A 13356-nucleotide genomic window follows, 5' to 3' on the forward strand; every position below is an offset into this window, starting at 1 on the left:
AAGAAAAAGGCCCGGCGAGAGGGCAAGGCTCTCGCCGGGCCGCTTCCTGTCCGCCCCTTGTTCCGCCTCCTGCGCGCGCGGCTTCGGGTACGGGCGTGAGCCGACCGGGGTGCGGCGCGGACTAACCGCTCACCTTCGGTTCCGCCGGCCGGGTGACCGCCGGGGCGGGCCCGGTGGTGGCCGGCGCCGGCGCCGGTGCCGGCCCGCTGCGCGCCGGGCCGGTCAGCTCGGCCTCGTAGCGGGCCCCGGCCGTGTACGTGCGGCGCAGGAACCGGATGAGATCCGTGCTGTCGAACTGGATCACCGAGACCGCGTCGGGGGCGTGGCACTCGACGACGGTCTGGACCCGGCCGCAGGGCCAGATCCGGACTTTCCCGGACTGCGCCGGGGCGCGCAGCCCCTCCTCCAGCAGCGAGCGCGGAAAGCTGCGGTCCCCGCCGCCCGTGGCGTGCGGGAACGACACCGTGACGGTGGCCGGGTCCACCGCCGGGTCGTAGCGCAGCGCCACCGGCAGGGACGGGGTCTCGGCCGCGTCCGAGACCACCCGGACCCGTGTGTACTGCTCGACCAGGGCCATCGCTCGCTCCTCCACCTCGGGGAACCTCAAAACCTCCGGGCCCCTCCGGGTACCCGCTCAGGGGAGCGAACACCCACAGGACGTTCTGTTCACCAATGTGGCATATATCCGTACAAAAGAGGGCGGGGAGCGGGGGAGGGGGCGCGGAGGGGGCGGCGGGGAAGTGTTAGTTGTGAGGGGGGTGCTCTTGCGAACTCTTCGCAAGTGGGCACTATGATCGAACGGCCCTCGAACGAGGGACGGCCGGTCGCGGAGGCGGCACAGCCGTGTCCGGGGAAGCGGGTCACCCCGTCCCGCCCCGCGTTCACCCCCTGTTCGTCCCTGTCGTCCCCGCAGGAAGCGGAGCCTCGCCATGCATGTGCCCGACGGATTCATCAACGCACCGGTGTCCGCCGTGACGGGAGTCGTCGCGGCCGCCGCCGTCGCCGTCAGCCTGCGCGGCGCCCGCCGGGAACTCGGGACGAGCGCCGGTCCTGGCGGCAGCGAACGCACCGCGCCGCTGGCCGGGCTCGTCGCCGCCTTCATCTTCGCCGTGCAGATGCTCAACTTCCCGGTCGCCGCCGGGACCAGCGGACACCTGCTCGGCGGGGCCCTCGCCGCGATCCTCGTCGGCCCCTACACCGGGGTGCTGTGCGTGTCCGTGGTCCTGCTCATGCAGGGCGTCCTGTTCGCCGACGGCGGGCTCACCGCGCTCGGCGTCAACATCACCGACATGGCGATCGTGACGGTCCTCGTCGCCTACGCGCTGTTCCGGGGCCTCGTGAAGGTCCTGCCGCGCCGCCGCGGCTCCGTCACCGCCGCCTCCTTCGTCGCCGCCCTCGTCTCGGTGCCGGCCGCCGCCGTCGCCTTCACCGCGATGTACGCGATCGGCGGCACGACCGACGTCTCCCTCGGCAAGGTCGCGAGCGCCATGATCGGCGTGCACGTCCTGATCGGCATCGGCGAGGCCGTCATCACCGCCCTCACCGTCGGCGCCGTGATCGCCGTACGGCCCGACCTCGTGTACGGGGCCCGGGGGCTCAGCACCCCGCTCAAGCTGCGGGTCGGCGGCGAACTCGTCGACGCGCCCGCCCAGGCCCCCGCGCCGGTCGCCGCGCGCTCCACGAAGAAGGTGTGGATCACCGGCATCGTCGCCTCCGTCGTCCTCGCCGGTTTCGTCAGCTTCTACGCCTCCGCCAGCCCCGACGGCCTGGAGAAGGTCGCCCACGACAAGGGCATCGACCGCAAGGCCGAGGACCACGCCGCGAAGGACTCCCCGCTCGCCGACTACGGTGTCAAGGACATCTCCGACGCCCGGCTCTCCGGTGGACTCGCGGGGGTCATCGGGGTCGGCGCGACCGTCGTCGTAGGCTCGGGGATCTTCTACGTCGTCCGCCGCCGCCGTGACCACGGGGCCACCCGCAGCGGACAGGTCCAGGAAACCGCCTGACATGCACCTCTTCACCACCCGGCACCCGCGCACCACCCGCCGGCAAGGCCGCGCCCGGCGCCCGGGGGCCCGCTGACATGGGCGCCGGACACGCCCACCGGCTCTACCGGCACGGCCACTCCCCGGTCCACCGGCTGCCCCCGCACTGCAAGCTCGCCGCCGTCCTCGCCTTCGTGATCGTCGTCGTGTCCACCCCGCGCGAAGCGGTGTGGGCCTTCGGCCTGTACGCGGTGCTGCTGGCCGGGGTCGCGTACCTCGCCCGGGTCCCGGCCGGGTTCCTGCTCAAACGGCTGCTCATCGAGGTGCCCTTCGTGGCCTTCGCGGTGCTCCTGCCGTTCGTCGCCGAGGGGCCGCACACCGAGTTCCTCGGCCTGTCCCTGTCCGTCAACGGACTGTGGGGCGCCTTCAACGTCCTCGCCAAGGGCACCCTCGGTGTCGCCGCCTCCGTCCTCCTCGCCTCCACGACCGAACTGCGCGAACTCCTCCTCGGCCTCCAGCGCCTCAGGCTGCCGCCGATGCTCGTCCAGATCGCGAGCTTCATGATCCGCTACGGGGACGTCATCGCCGACGAGATGCGCCGCATGCGGATCGCCCGCGAGTCCCGCGGCTTCGAGGCGCGCGGCGTACGGCACTGGGGCGTGCTGGCGAAATCGGCCGGCGCCCTCTTCATCCGCTCCTACGAACGCGGCGAACGCGTCCACCTCGCCATGATGAGCCGCGGCTACTCCGGCTCGATGCCCGTCATCGACGACGTGACCGCCTCCCGCGCCCAGTGGACCCACGCCCTCGCCCTGCCCGCCGCCGCCCTCGCCGTATGTCTGCTGGGATGGACCCTGTGAACACGATCCCCACGCCCACCCCCGCCGAAGGACCCGCCGGGCCGCCGCCCTCCCTCGCGGTGGCCGGTCTCGCCTACGCCTACCCGGACGGGCACCAGGCGCTGTTCGGCGTCGACCTGACCCTCGCCAAGGGGGAGCGCGTCGCCCTGCTCGGGCCCAACGGCGCGGGCAAGACCACGCTCGTCCTGCACCTCAACGGCATCCTCGGCGGCGGCGCCGGGACGGTCACCGTCGCCGGGCTCCCGGTCGGCAAGGAGCACATGGCCGAGATCAGGCGCCGGGTCGGCCTCGTCTTCCAGGACCCCGACGACCAGCTGTTCATGCCGAGCGTGCGCGAGGACGTCGCCTTCGGCCCGGCCGCCGCCGGACTCAAGGGGCCCGCGCTGGAGGCCCGCGTCAAGGAGGCCCTCGAACGGGTCGGCATGGCCGAGTACGCCGACCGGCCCCCGCACCACCTGTCGTACGGGCAGCGCCGCCGCGTCGCCGTCGCCACCGTCCTCGCGATGGAACCCGAGATCCTCGTCCTGGACGAACCCTCCTCCAACCTCGACCCCGCCTCCCGCCGCGAACTCGCCGACATCCTGCGCTCCCTCGACGTGACCGTCCTGATGGTCACCCACGACCTCCCCTACGCCCTCGAACTGTGCCCGCGCTCCGCGATCCTGAGCGACGGCGTGATCGCCGCCGACGGCCCCACCGCCGAGCTGCTCGGCGACCCGGAGCTGATGAGCGCCCACCGTCTCGAACTGCCCTTCGGCTTCGATCCGCGGTCTGTGACCATGGAGAGGTGAACGAAGCACAGCAGCCCCCGGAGCCGCCCGCCGTCGAGGGCGTCGTCGCCCCGGGATACGAGCAGGTCAAGGACGCCTTCACGGCCGGCTTCCGCAGGCTCGGGGAACGCGGCGCGGCCGTCACCGTCTACCGCGACGGCCACAAGGTCGTCGACCTGTGGGGCGGCACCCGCGACGCGCACGGCACCGAACCCTGGCGGCGCGGCACCGCGCAGATCGTGCGCTCCGCGACCAAGGGCGTGGCCGCCGCCGTCCTGCTCCTCCTGCACCAGCGCGGACAGCTCGACCTGGAGGCCCCGGTCGTCACCTACTGGCCCCAGTACAAGGAGCACGGCAAGGACCGCACCCTCGTCCGCCACCTCCTCGGCCACCGCGCGGGGGTGCCCGCTCTCGACCGGCCGCTGACCCCCGCCGAGGCCATGGACCAGGACCGGGCCGCCGCCGCCGTCGCCGCGCAGGCCCCCGCGTGGGAACCCGGCACCGACCACGGCTACCACGCCCAGACCTACGGCTTCCTGACCGCCGAGATCGTCCGCCGCGTCACCGGCCGCAGCCTCGGCTCCTGGGCGGCCGCGCACATCGCCGCCCCGCTCGGCCTCGACCTGTGGATCGGGCTGCCCGAGGAGGAGCGCTGGCGGGTCGGCCGCCTCGCGCCCCTGGACCCGCTCCCGGCGGGCGGACTGCGCTCCCGGCCGCGCCGCGACATCGCCGCGGCCTACGCCGACCCCGCCTCCCTGACCCGCCGCGCCTTCGGCTCCGTCGCGCCCGGGGCCGACGAGAACGACCCCGCGTACTGGGCGGCCGAACTCCCCGCCTCCAACGGCATCGCGACCGCGCGCGGCCTCGCCCGCTTCTACGCCGCGCTCATCGGCGACGTCGACGGCGGCCGGAGGCTGTTCACCCCCGCGACCCTCGCGATGGCCCGCACCCAGGAGTCCGAGGGCCCCGACCGGGTCCTCGTCGCCCGCAGCCGCTTCGGCGCCGGCTACATGCTGCACAGCCCCGCGACCCCGCTGCTCGCCCCCGGCTCCTTCGGCCACCCCGGCCGCGGCGGCTCCCTCGCCTTCGCCGACCCCGAGTCCGGTCTCGCCCTCGCCTACGTGACGAACGGGCTGCGCAAGGGAGTTACCGCCGACCCCCGTGCGCAGGCCCTGGTGCGCGCGGTACGTTCCGCGCTGTGAACGAGACAGCCGCGAACGAGACAGCCGAGAGCCAGGCAGACGCGAGCCAGGCAACCGCGAACGGGACGGCCGCGAGGCAGGCGGCCGCGAACGGGACAGCCGCACCGACGACCGTGATCGCGGGCCCCACCCCCGCCGAGGGCCCCTCCGCCGCCGCGCCGCGCCTGAAGGGATACGGCGTGCTGATCACCGGCGCCGCGCGCGGGATCGGCGCGGCGACCGCCCGCAGACTCGCCTCCGAGGGCGCCCGCGTCCTGCTCACCGACCGCGACGCGGACGCCGCCGAGGCCACCGCCGCCGGGATCGACGGCGCCGAGCCCTACCCGTGCGACGTACGGGACCTGGCCGGTGTCGAGGCGGCCGTCGCCCGCGCCGTCGACCTCTTCGGCACCCTCGACGTCCTGGTCAACAACGCCTACTCCGCCGGGCAGGACGCCCCGTTGTTCGAGGACGAGAGCGACGAGGTGTGGGAACGCGACCTCGACACGTGCCTCGGCGGCGCCGTCCGCTGCTCGCGCGCCGCCCTCCCGCACCTCGTCGCCTCCGGACGCGGAGCGGTCGTCACCATCGGCTCGGTCAACGGCGCGCAGGACTTCGGCGGGCACGCCTACAGCGCCGCCAAGGCCGGACTGGAATCCCTCACCCGCACCCTCGCCGGGCACGCCGCGCCCCGGGGCGTGCGCGTCAACCTCGTCCAGCCCGGCACCGTGCGCACCACGGCCTGGGCCGACCGGCCCGCCCACCTCGAAGCCTTCGCGGACCGCTACCCGCTGGGCCGGGTCGGCGAGCCCGAGGACATCGCCGCCGCCGTCGCCTACCTCGCCTCCCGCGACGCCGCCTGGGTCACCGGCACCGTGCTGCGGGTCGACGGCGGACTGCTCGCGGTCAACACCGCCTTCCGGCAGTCCGCCGCGGCGGCCGAGGCGCGCCGACAGGGCTGAGCGGCCGCGCGGTCACAGCTCGAACAGGTCCAGGGCCTGGTCGAGTTCGGCGCGCGCGAGCGCCTCGCTGTGCGCGTCGTCGGCCTGGTCCCAGGAGTCCCGGCAGGCGTCCTCCAGAATCCATTCCAGCCGCCACAGCCGCAGCCAGCCCAGCGCCCACCGCTCCGCCGGGAGGCCCGCCCGCCGCTTCAGGGTCTGCGGCGGGCCCCCGGCGTCGACGTACCGCTCCAGGAACTCCCGGGTGCGGCGCGGGCTCAGCGAGTTGATGCCGTCGCCCCAGGACACGAGGTCGAACAGGCCGGGACCGGTGTAGGAGCGCGCGAAGTCGAGCAGCCGCAGCCCGCGCGGCCCCACGTGCAGCCCCTCGTAGCCGAGTTCGGTGTGCACCCAGCCGTACGGCGGGAGGTCGGCGCCCTGCGCGCGGTGCTCGGCGACCCGGCGCACCCGTCCCAGGTCCATGCCGATGCTCACCGAACCGTGCCAGCGGTTCATGACGTGCAGCCGGTCCAGGTGGTGCAGGGTCCGCTCCGGCAGGGTGCGCAGACTCGACTCCGTCAGCCGGGGCACCGCCGGGTCGATGGGCGCGGCGTGCAGGCTCAGTACGGCGGCCAGCGCCTCGTCCTCCGTCGCCGGGCGCAACGGTTCTCCCAGGTCCTCCATCAGCATGCTCATCTGCCGGCCCTGCACCCGGGAGGCCGCGACCCTCGGTACGGGGACGCCGCCCGCGTACAGCGAGCGCAGCATGTCGGCCTCCTTGGTGAAGGGCCGCTGACCGTACTTGTGGATCAGGGTGTTGCCGTCCGAGAAGGTGATCCGCTCCAGCCCGCCGTGGGCCCAGCGCCGCATTTCCGTACGGTGCGGGTCGGCCTCCCGGCCCAGGTGCTCGCACAGGTCACCGAGGAGGGAGGTGGCCAGACGTTCGTCCATCGGCGGACGCTCCAGGTGGGTGCAGGGGGGGTAGACGGGGCCATGGTGACCCACCCACCCCCGCCCGCCCAAATGGCGGAGGCCCCAGGATCGAGGCCGCCCACAACTGCCCCTGACAGATCGTCGGCAGGCTGCCCGCGACCGGAACGGACCGCTTTCTTACGGTCGCGGGACGGCCCCGGGCGGGTGTTTCGTTCCTGCTCGGCGACGGCGACGGCGACGGCGACGGCGACGGCGACGGCGACGGTGGCGGCGGCAACGGTGGCGGCGGCTCGACGGCGGGACGCCGGTGGCCCGGTCCGGCCCCGGGGTCCGGCCCCGGGTCAGCCCGTCGCGCGCAGGACGGCCGCGACGATCGGGCCCGCCGTGTCCCCGCCGTGCCCGCCGGCCTCGGCGAAGGCGGCGGCCGCCGCGTCGCCCCGGTAGCCGGTGAACCAGCTGTTGGACGTGGCCTGTCCGTCGACCTCCGCCGAACCGGTCTTCGCGCCGATGTCGGGGCCGAGGCCGCGCATCGCGGCGGCGCCCGTGCCGCTCGTCGCCGTCAGGTTCATCATCTGGCGTATCTGCGCGGCGGTGTTCGGCGACAGCCCCGCGGCCTGGGCCAGCGGTTCGGTGGTCAGCGGCCGGGGCACCAGGAAGGGCTGGTGGAAGGCGCCGGTGCGGACCGTCGAGGTCACCGAGGCCATGTTGAGCGGGTTGAGCTGGACCTGGCCCTGGCCGATGAGGGCCATGCCCTTGTCGTCGCCCTCGACGGCGGGGACCTTGCCGTCGACCGAGACGATGCCGGTACGCCAGTTGAGCCCGAGGCCGAACTTCTCCTTCGCCTCCCGGCTGAGGTCGTCCACGCCGAGCTTCGGGGCGAAGGACACGAAGGCCGTGTTGCACGAGCGGGCGAAGCTCTGCGCCAGGGTCGCGTTCGGGTCGGGCTGCATCCCCGTGAGGTTGTGCACGGTCTGCCCGCCGGACAGGGCGGTGTCCGGGCAGGGCGCCTTGCTGTTCGCGGTGGCCAGCCCCTTGTCGATGAGGGTCGCCGCGCTGATCAGCTTCATCGTCGAACCGGGCGCGACCTTGCCCTCGAAGGCCGCGTTGAACCCGTCGTCGCGGTGGTTGGCGACGGCCAGAACCTCGCCGGTGCTCGGCTTCTCGGCGACCACCGAGGAGTTGGGGTACTGCTTGACGGCCTGCTCGGCGGCGGCCTGCACGGCCGAGCTGAGCGTCGTGCGCACCTTGCCCGGCCGGCCCTTCTCGATGGTCACCAGCGTGGTGTCGGGGGCGTCCTCGTCGCGGTGCCGGATCGAGAAGTCGACGCCGCCCCTGCCGCCCGCCTGCTCCCCGTAGCGGACGCGCAGGGTGTCCAGGATCGGCTTGAGCGAGGGGTACTTCTCGGCCGTCAGCACCTGACCGTCGCGGTCCACGGCCTCGATCGGCGGGCGCGAGGAGTAGTCGGTGACGAGGAGGTCGCCCTCCTCCATCCCGGGGTGTACGACCTCGGGTTTCCAGCCGACGAGCGGGGTGCCGGTTCTCGGCCCGCGCACGACGGTCAGTTTCGAGTCGTAGCGGACGGTCTTCCGGCTGCCCTTCCACTGCACGGTCAGCTCGACCTGGAAGGGGACCTCCGTGGCGTGCGCGACACCCGGGGTGATGCGCACCTTGGAGACGTGCGCGTCCTCGCGCAGCGAGGCGAACACCGGGGTGGCCCCGGCATCGTTGTCGGTGAGGGCGGCCGTGCCGACGCTGTCGCCCTTCTCCCAGGCCGCGAAGAACTCCTTCGTGACCTTCTTGACCTCGGCCTCGGTGATCGGCCCGGCCTTCACCTCGGCGACCACCGGCCCGGTGCCGCCGCCGGAGCCACCGGTGACCCCGGACACGATGTTGAAGACGCCGTAACCGGCGCCGCCCACCATGACCACCAGCACCCCACCGACCAAGGCAGCCTTTGCCCCCGTACGCATCGCGTACCCCCCTCCCCAGGGGTGCCTCCCCGTCCCGCGGGTGCTCGACCATCACACCCGTGTACGAGAGGCACACGCTCCGCAATATACGAGCCGCCACTGACATGTGGAGATTCTGTTACGGGAACGCGACGAAACCGTTCGGGGCCCGGAGCGCGAGGGCTCGCTCAGATCCACGAGTTGAGCCACATCCGGTCCTGCCAGGAGGAGTACGGGATGGCGTGGCCGGTGTAGATCGGCCAGAAGTAGACGAAGTTCCAGGCGATCAGCAGGACGAGTACGCCCGCGCCCGTCGCCCCCACCACGCGGCGCCGTTCCGAGGAGCCCGGCGGGCCGATCAGCGCCCCGATCATCATGGCGACGCCGAGGCACAGGAACGGTACGAACACGACCGCGTAGAAGTAGAAGATGGTCCGTTCCTGGTAGTGCAGCCACGGCAGCAGTCCCGCCGCGACGGCGCACAGCAGGGCGCCAGCCCGCCAGTCGCGCCGGAAGAGCCAGCGCCACACGAGGTAGGCGAGCGCGGCGCAGGCCGTCCACCACAGGGCGGGGGTGCCCAGGGCCAGGACCTCGCGCGCGCAGTCCCCGCCGGTGCCGCTGGGGCAGCCGTCCTGGCCGGGGCGCGGGGACTCGTAGAAGTACGAGACGGGCCGGCCGTCGACCATCCAGCTCCACGCGTTGGACTGGTAGCGGTGGCCGTCGGTCAGGCCGACGTGGAAGTCGTAGACGGCGTGCTCGTAGTGCCACAGGCTGCGCAGCCAGTCCGGGAGCCAGTCCCAGGTGCCGCCCCGGCCCGCGGTCTTCGCCCAGTCCCGCAGGTAGCCGCCCTTGCCGTTGTCCGGGGAGAGGATCCACGCGGTCCACGAGGCGAGGTACACGGCGAAGGTCACCGGCACGATCGCCACGAAGGCGAGCGGCGCGTCCCGTCGCAGCATCGCGGGCCACGCGCGGTGTGCTCCGGCGACCTTGCGGGCGCCGACGTCCCACAGGACGGTCAGCACGCCGAACGCGGCCATCACGAACAGCCCGTTCCACTTCGTGCCGAAGGCCAGGCCCAGGCAGATCCCGGCCGCCCAGCGCCACGGGCGCCAGCCGAGGAAGAGGCGTTCGGCGACCTCGGCGTCGGGCCGGACCCTGCCGTCCGGCTCCACCGGGAGCGCGGCGAGCAGCCGGGCCCTGGACCGGTCGCGGTCCAGCAGGAGGCAGCCGAACGCGGCCAGTACGAAGAACATCAGCACCTGGTCGAGCAGCGCGGTCCTGCTCATCACGAGGTGCAGTCCGTCGACCGTGAGCAGCGCCCCGGCCAGGCAGCCCAGGAAGGTGGAGCGGAACATGCGCCGCCCGATCCGGCACAGCATCCACACGGACAGCGTGCCGAGCACCGCCGTCATGAAGCGCCAGCCGAAGGGTGTCAGCCCGAACAGCCACTCGCCGATCCCGATGACGTACTTGCCGACCGGCGGGTGCACGACGTACGCGGGCTCGGTGGGGATCCGCACCGAGGAGGGGTCGGCGAGGATCAGCTTGTTCGCGCTCGAAGGCCAGTTGACCTCGTAGCCGCGGTGGATGAGCGCCCACGCGTCCTTCGCGTAGTACGTCTCGTCGAATATCACCGCCTTCGGCGAACCGAGGTTCCAGAACCGGGTGACGCCCGCGACGAGCGTGATCAGGAGCGGACCGAGCCAGTGCGCGTGGCGGACCAGGAAGGCGGACAGGGTGCGGGGCAGGCCGACCGCCGTCCACAGCAGGGGGTCCGCGGGGCCCGCGTACGGGGGGCACAGCCGGTCCGCGACGCCGGTGTCCGTGCCGGGGGCGGCGCCGCCGGTGGGCGTGTACCCGAACCGGCGCAGGTGGCGCTGCCAGGGCGGCGGTTGCTGCGGGCCGCCGCCGGTCTGCGCTGCGGGGGCGTCGGTCGGGGACGCGGTACCGGTGGTCGTCACCGGGTCATCGTAGGGAACGGGGCTGTGGGAGTCCCGTGCGGTGGTGGGGCGCGGCGTTTCGGGGCGCTGCCCCGGGCCCCGTCGCCCTCTGGGGCTCCGCCCCCGGCCCCGCTCCTCAAACGCCGGAGGGGCTTCAAGGTGGCGCGGGTGGGTGGGCCCCGTGCGGGCACCTGCTCGGGGCTCCGCCCCGGACCCCGCTCCTCAAGCGCCGGAGGGGCTGGAAGGGAGGCCGCTTCGGGGGGTTCTCCGGATCAGGGAGGATGGGGGTGTGACTGCTGACTCCGGAATTCTCGTGCTCGCCGGTACTCCCATCGGGGACGTCGCCGATGCTCCGCCGCGGCTTGCTGTCGAGCTGGCCTCGGCCGATGTCGTCGCCGCCGAGGACACCCGGCGGTTGCGGCGGCTCACGCAGGCGCTCGGGGTGCAGACCTCGGGGCGGGTCGTGTCGTACTTCGAGGGCAACGAGGCCGCGCGGACGCCCGAGCTGGCCGACGCGCTCGAAGCCGGGTCCCGGGTGCTGCTCGTCACCGACGCCGGGATGCCCTCCGTCTCCGACCCGGGGTACCGGCTGGTCGCCGCCGCCGTGGAGCGCGGCGTGCGGGTCACCGCCGTTCCCGGGCCCTCCGCCGTCCTCACCGCGCTCGCCGTGTCGGGGCTGCCCGTGGACCGGTTCTGCTTCGAGGGCTTCCTGCCCCGCAAGGCCGGCGAGCGCCGCTCCCGGCTCGCCGACGTCGCCGCCGAACGCCGCACCCTCGTCTACTTCGAGGCCCCGCACCGGCTGGACGACACGCTCGCCGCGATGGCCGAGGTCTTCGGGCCCGAGCGGCGCGCCGCCGTGTGCCGCGAACTCACCAAGACCTACGAGGAGGTCAGGCGCGGCGGGCTCGGGGAACTGGCCGAGTGGGCCGCCGAGGGGGTGCGCGGCGAGATCACCGTCGTCGTGGAAGGGGCCCCCGAGCAGACCGTCGTGCTCGACGCCGGGGAGATGGTGCGCAGGGTGCGGGTGCGCGAGGAGGCGGGGGAGCGGCGCAAGGAGGCCATCGCCGCCGTAGCCGCCGAGGCGGGACTGCCCAAACGCGAGGTGTTCGATGCCGTCGTCGCCGCAAAGAACGCGGAGCGTTCCGGCGCGTGAACGCGGTGTGCCCGGCCACGGGACGGTAAAGCGGACGGGCCGAAGGCAAAGGGCGTCTCGCGTGGAAGGGCCCGATTCACACGCCTCTGCCAAGTTCGTTCCAACACTCGGCAGGACGCGTGCGGGCGGGCCCGCCGAGGCGTCCACTGGATGAAGGGACGCACACCGTCCCGGGGCGGGCCCGACCACCCGTCCGGCACGAGTCCAGGAGTTGGCATGAGTGACTTCGCAGGCGGCACCGGCACCACCCGCACCGGCCAGGGCGCCGCGGACCGGACCTCTCCCCCCTTCCCGTCCCTCGACGCCGTTCACGAGTCGTACTCCTTCGCCTGCATGCGCTGCGGGCACGGCTGGGAACGGTCGTACGAGATAGAGCGGCACGTCGACGCGGAGGGCCACGCCTACGTCGTCTACCGCGCGGACGGGCAGCGGGTCCCCTCGCCGCTGACCCGCCCGGCCTGCCTCAACTGCGGCGGGCAGGTCGTCCGGATCATGGGGGCGGGCCGGGTGTCCTCCGCGAGCGCCCAGGCCCACGCGCCCCGCACGGAAGCCGCCGCGCCCTCCGGGGCCGCAGCCGGGGAGCGGACGGTGCAGCCCGCCCACCACTGGCACCTGTCCGATCTCCTGCACCCCTTCCAGCACCACAGCCAGGGCTGAGGCCCTCGCGCGGTGAGCGCCGTCCGTCCCGCTTCGTAGGATCGGGGGCATGAGTTCCCCGCGCGCCGACAAGAGCACCCCGCCACCGCCGCCCGCCCCGCTGCGGGTCGCGGTGGCGGACTCGCACACCCACCTCGACATGCAGTCCGGGACCGTCGAGGAGGCCCTGGAGAAGGCCGCCTCGGTGGGCGTGACGACGCTCGTGCAGGTCGGCTGCGACCTCGCCGGCTCGCGCTGGGCCGCCGAGACGGCCGCCGCCCACCCGGCGGTCCACGCCACCGTCGCGCTGCATCCCAACGAGGCGCCGCGCATCGTCCACGGGGACGATGAAGGCTGGTCGCGGCAGGGTGAGCGGGCCGGGGGCGGTGAGGCCGCGCTCGACGAGGCGCTCGCCGAGATCGACAGGCTCGCGGCGCTCCCGCAGGTCAAGGGCGTCGGCGAGACCGGGCTCGACTACTTCCGTACCGGGCCCGAGGGCAAGGACGCGCAGGAGCGTTCCTTCCGCGCGCACATCGAGATCGCCAAGCGGCACGGCAAGACCCTCGTCATCCACGACCGCGAGGCCCACGCCGACGTCCTGCGCGTCCTCAAGGAGGAGGGCGCCCCCGAGCGCACCGTCTTCCACTGCTACTCCGGCGACGCCGAGATGGCCGAGGTGTGCGCCCGCGCGGGCTACTTCCTGTCCTTCGCGGGCAACGTCACCTTCAAGAACGCGCAGAACCTGCGGGACGCGCTCGCCGTCGCGCCGCTGGACCGCGTCCTGGTCGAGACGGACGCCCCGTTCCTGACCCCGGCGCCCTACCGGGGCCGCCCCAACGCGCCCTATCTGATCCCCGTCACCGTGCGGGCGATGGCCGAGGTGCGCGGTGTCCAGGAGGACGCGCTGGCCGCCGCCCTCGCCACCAACACGGCCTACGCATTCGACGTAACGCTGCCGAGTCTCCACGGAGAGTGACGATTCCTCGGTTACGTTCGCTCCGCCCCGACCGG

Annotated in this window: 12 protein-coding genes; 8 read left to right on the forward strand and 4 right to left on the reverse strand. The window is 73.6% G+C overall.

The features are described 5' to 3' along the window. Positions 1-121: 121 nt before the first annotated feature. Positions 122-577 (reverse strand): SsgA family sporulation/cell division regulator, encoded by a 456-nt coding sequence (locus tag AB0J21_RS05480; protein WP_363144495.1) that lies wholly within the window; start codon positions 575-577, stop codon positions 122-124. A 352-nt stretch (positions 578-929) separates the two neighbouring features. Between AB0J21_RS05480 and AB0J21_RS05485 the strand changes: the two genes are divergently transcribed. The 5 genes from AB0J21_RS05485 to AB0J21_RS05505 all read left to right on the forward strand — a co-directional run bounded on the left by AB0J21_RS05485 (position 930) and on the right by AB0J21_RS05505 (position 5758). Then, positions 930-2006: an energy-coupling factor ABC transporter permease gene (locus AB0J21_RS05485; RefSeq protein WP_363144496.1), complete on the forward strand. Its 1077-nt coding sequence runs from the start codon at positions 930-932 to the stop codon at positions 2004-2006. A 77-nt stretch (positions 2007-2083) separates the two neighbouring features. Beyond that, positions 2084-2845, forward strand: a complete 762-nt coding sequence (gene cbiQ, locus AB0J21_RS05490; RefSeq protein WP_363144497.1) for a cobalt ECF transporter T component CbiQ — start codon at positions 2084-2086, stop codon at positions 2843-2845. Further along, complete coding sequence (locus AB0J21_RS05495) at positions 2842-3636, forward strand: ABC transporter ATP-binding protein (RefSeq protein ID WP_363144498.1); 795 nt, start codon at positions 2842-2844, stop codon at positions 3634-3636. Before cbiQ ends, AB0J21_RS05495 begins: the two co-directional genes overlap by 4 nt. Continuing rightward, positions 3633-4817 carry a serine hydrolase domain-containing protein gene (locus AB0J21_RS05500; protein WP_363144499.1) on the forward strand — a complete coding sequence of 395 codons (1185 nt, stop codon included), beginning with the start codon at positions 3633-3635 and terminating at the stop codon, positions 4815-4817. The genes AB0J21_RS05495 and AB0J21_RS05500 overlap by 4 nt, the downstream gene beginning before the upstream one ends. A gap of 116 nt (positions 4818-4933) precedes the next feature. Further along, a complete protein-coding gene (locus AB0J21_RS05505) occupies positions 4934-5758 on the forward strand; it encodes an SDR family oxidoreductase (RefSeq protein WP_363144705.1) in 825 nt (274 codons plus the stop codon). Positions 5759-5770: 12 nt separating this feature from the next. Here AB0J21_RS05505 and AB0J21_RS05510 read toward each other — a convergent pair whose 3' ends face one another. From AB0J21_RS05510 to AB0J21_RS05520, 3 genes are all read right to left on the reverse strand, one after another. After that, the gene (locus AB0J21_RS05510) at positions 5771-6685 is read right to left on the reverse strand and encodes an aminoglycoside phosphotransferase (RefSeq protein WP_363144500.1); all 915 of its coding nucleotides are present in this window, start codon (positions 6683-6685) and stop codon (positions 5771-5773) included. Between the two features lie 323 nt (positions 6686-7008). Further along, entirely contained in the window at positions 7009-8637 is a 1629-nt protein-coding gene (locus AB0J21_RS05515) for a penicillin-binding transpeptidase domain-containing protein (protein ID WP_363144501.1), read from the reverse strand. 167 nt (positions 8638-8804) lie between these two features. Continuing rightward, positions 8805-10487, reverse strand: a complete 1683-nt coding sequence (locus AB0J21_RS05520; protein ID WP_363144706.1) for a phospholipid carrier-dependent glycosyltransferase — start codon at positions 10485-10487, stop codon at positions 8805-8807. Positions 10488-10845: 358 nt separating this feature from the next. On the opposite strand from AB0J21_RS05520, the gene rsmI reads away from it, so the two are divergent. From rsmI to AB0J21_RS05535, 3 genes are all read left to right on the forward strand, one after another. After that, positions 10846-11709 (forward strand): 16S rRNA (cytidine(1402)-2'-O)-methyltransferase, encoded by an 864-nt coding sequence (gene rsmI / locus AB0J21_RS05525; RefSeq protein WP_363144502.1) that lies wholly within the window; start codon positions 10846-10848, stop codon positions 11707-11709. A gap of 216 nt (positions 11710-11925) precedes the next feature. Further along, positions 11926-12366, forward strand: coding sequence for a hypothetical protein (locus AB0J21_RS05530; RefSeq protein ID WP_363144503.1), 441 nt, complete (start codon positions 11926-11928; stop codon positions 12364-12366). A gap of 49 nt (positions 12367-12415) precedes the next feature. Continuing rightward, the gene (locus AB0J21_RS05535) at positions 12416-13321 is read left to right on the forward strand and encodes a TatD family hydrolase (RefSeq protein ID WP_363144504.1); all 906 of its coding nucleotides are present in this window, start codon (positions 12416-12418) and stop codon (positions 13319-13321) included. Positions 13322-13356: the final 35 nt, after the last annotated feature.

Origin of the sequence: Streptomyces sp. NPDC049954 (assembly GCF_040656295.1) — a bacterium.
Classification (GTDB): Bacteria; Actinomycetota; Actinomycetes; order Streptomycetales; family Streptomycetaceae; genus Streptomyces.

Excerpts from the sequence above, each read along its gene's own strand:
- AB0J21_RS05480 (WP_363144495.1), bottom strand. The coding sequence starts at position 577 with ATGGCCCTGGTCGAGCAGTACACACGGGTCCGGGTGGTCTCGGACGCG.
- AB0J21_RS05485 (WP_363144496.1), top strand. The coding sequence starts at position 930 with ATGCATGTGCCCGACGGATTCATCAACGCACCGGTGTCCGCCGTGACG.
- cbiQ (WP_363144497.1), top strand. The coding sequence starts at position 2,084 with ATGGGCGCCGGACACGCCCACCGGCTCTACCGGCACGGCCACTCCCCG.
- AB0J21_RS05510 (WP_363144500.1), bottom strand. The coding sequence starts at position 6,685 with ATGGACGAACGTCTGGCCACCTCCCTCCTCGGTGACCTGTGCGAGCAC.
- AB0J21_RS05515 (WP_363144501.1), bottom strand. The coding sequence starts at position 8,637 with ATGCGTACGGGGGCAAAGGCTGCCTTGGTCGGTGGGGTGCTGGTGGTC.
- AB0J21_RS05530 (WP_363144503.1), top strand. The coding sequence starts at position 11,926 with ATGAGTGACTTCGCAGGCGGCACCGGCACCACCCGCACCGGCCAGGGC.
- AB0J21_RS05535 (WP_363144504.1), top strand. The coding sequence starts at position 12,416 with ATGAGTTCCCCGCGCGCCGACAAGAGCACCCCGCCACCGCCGCCCGCC.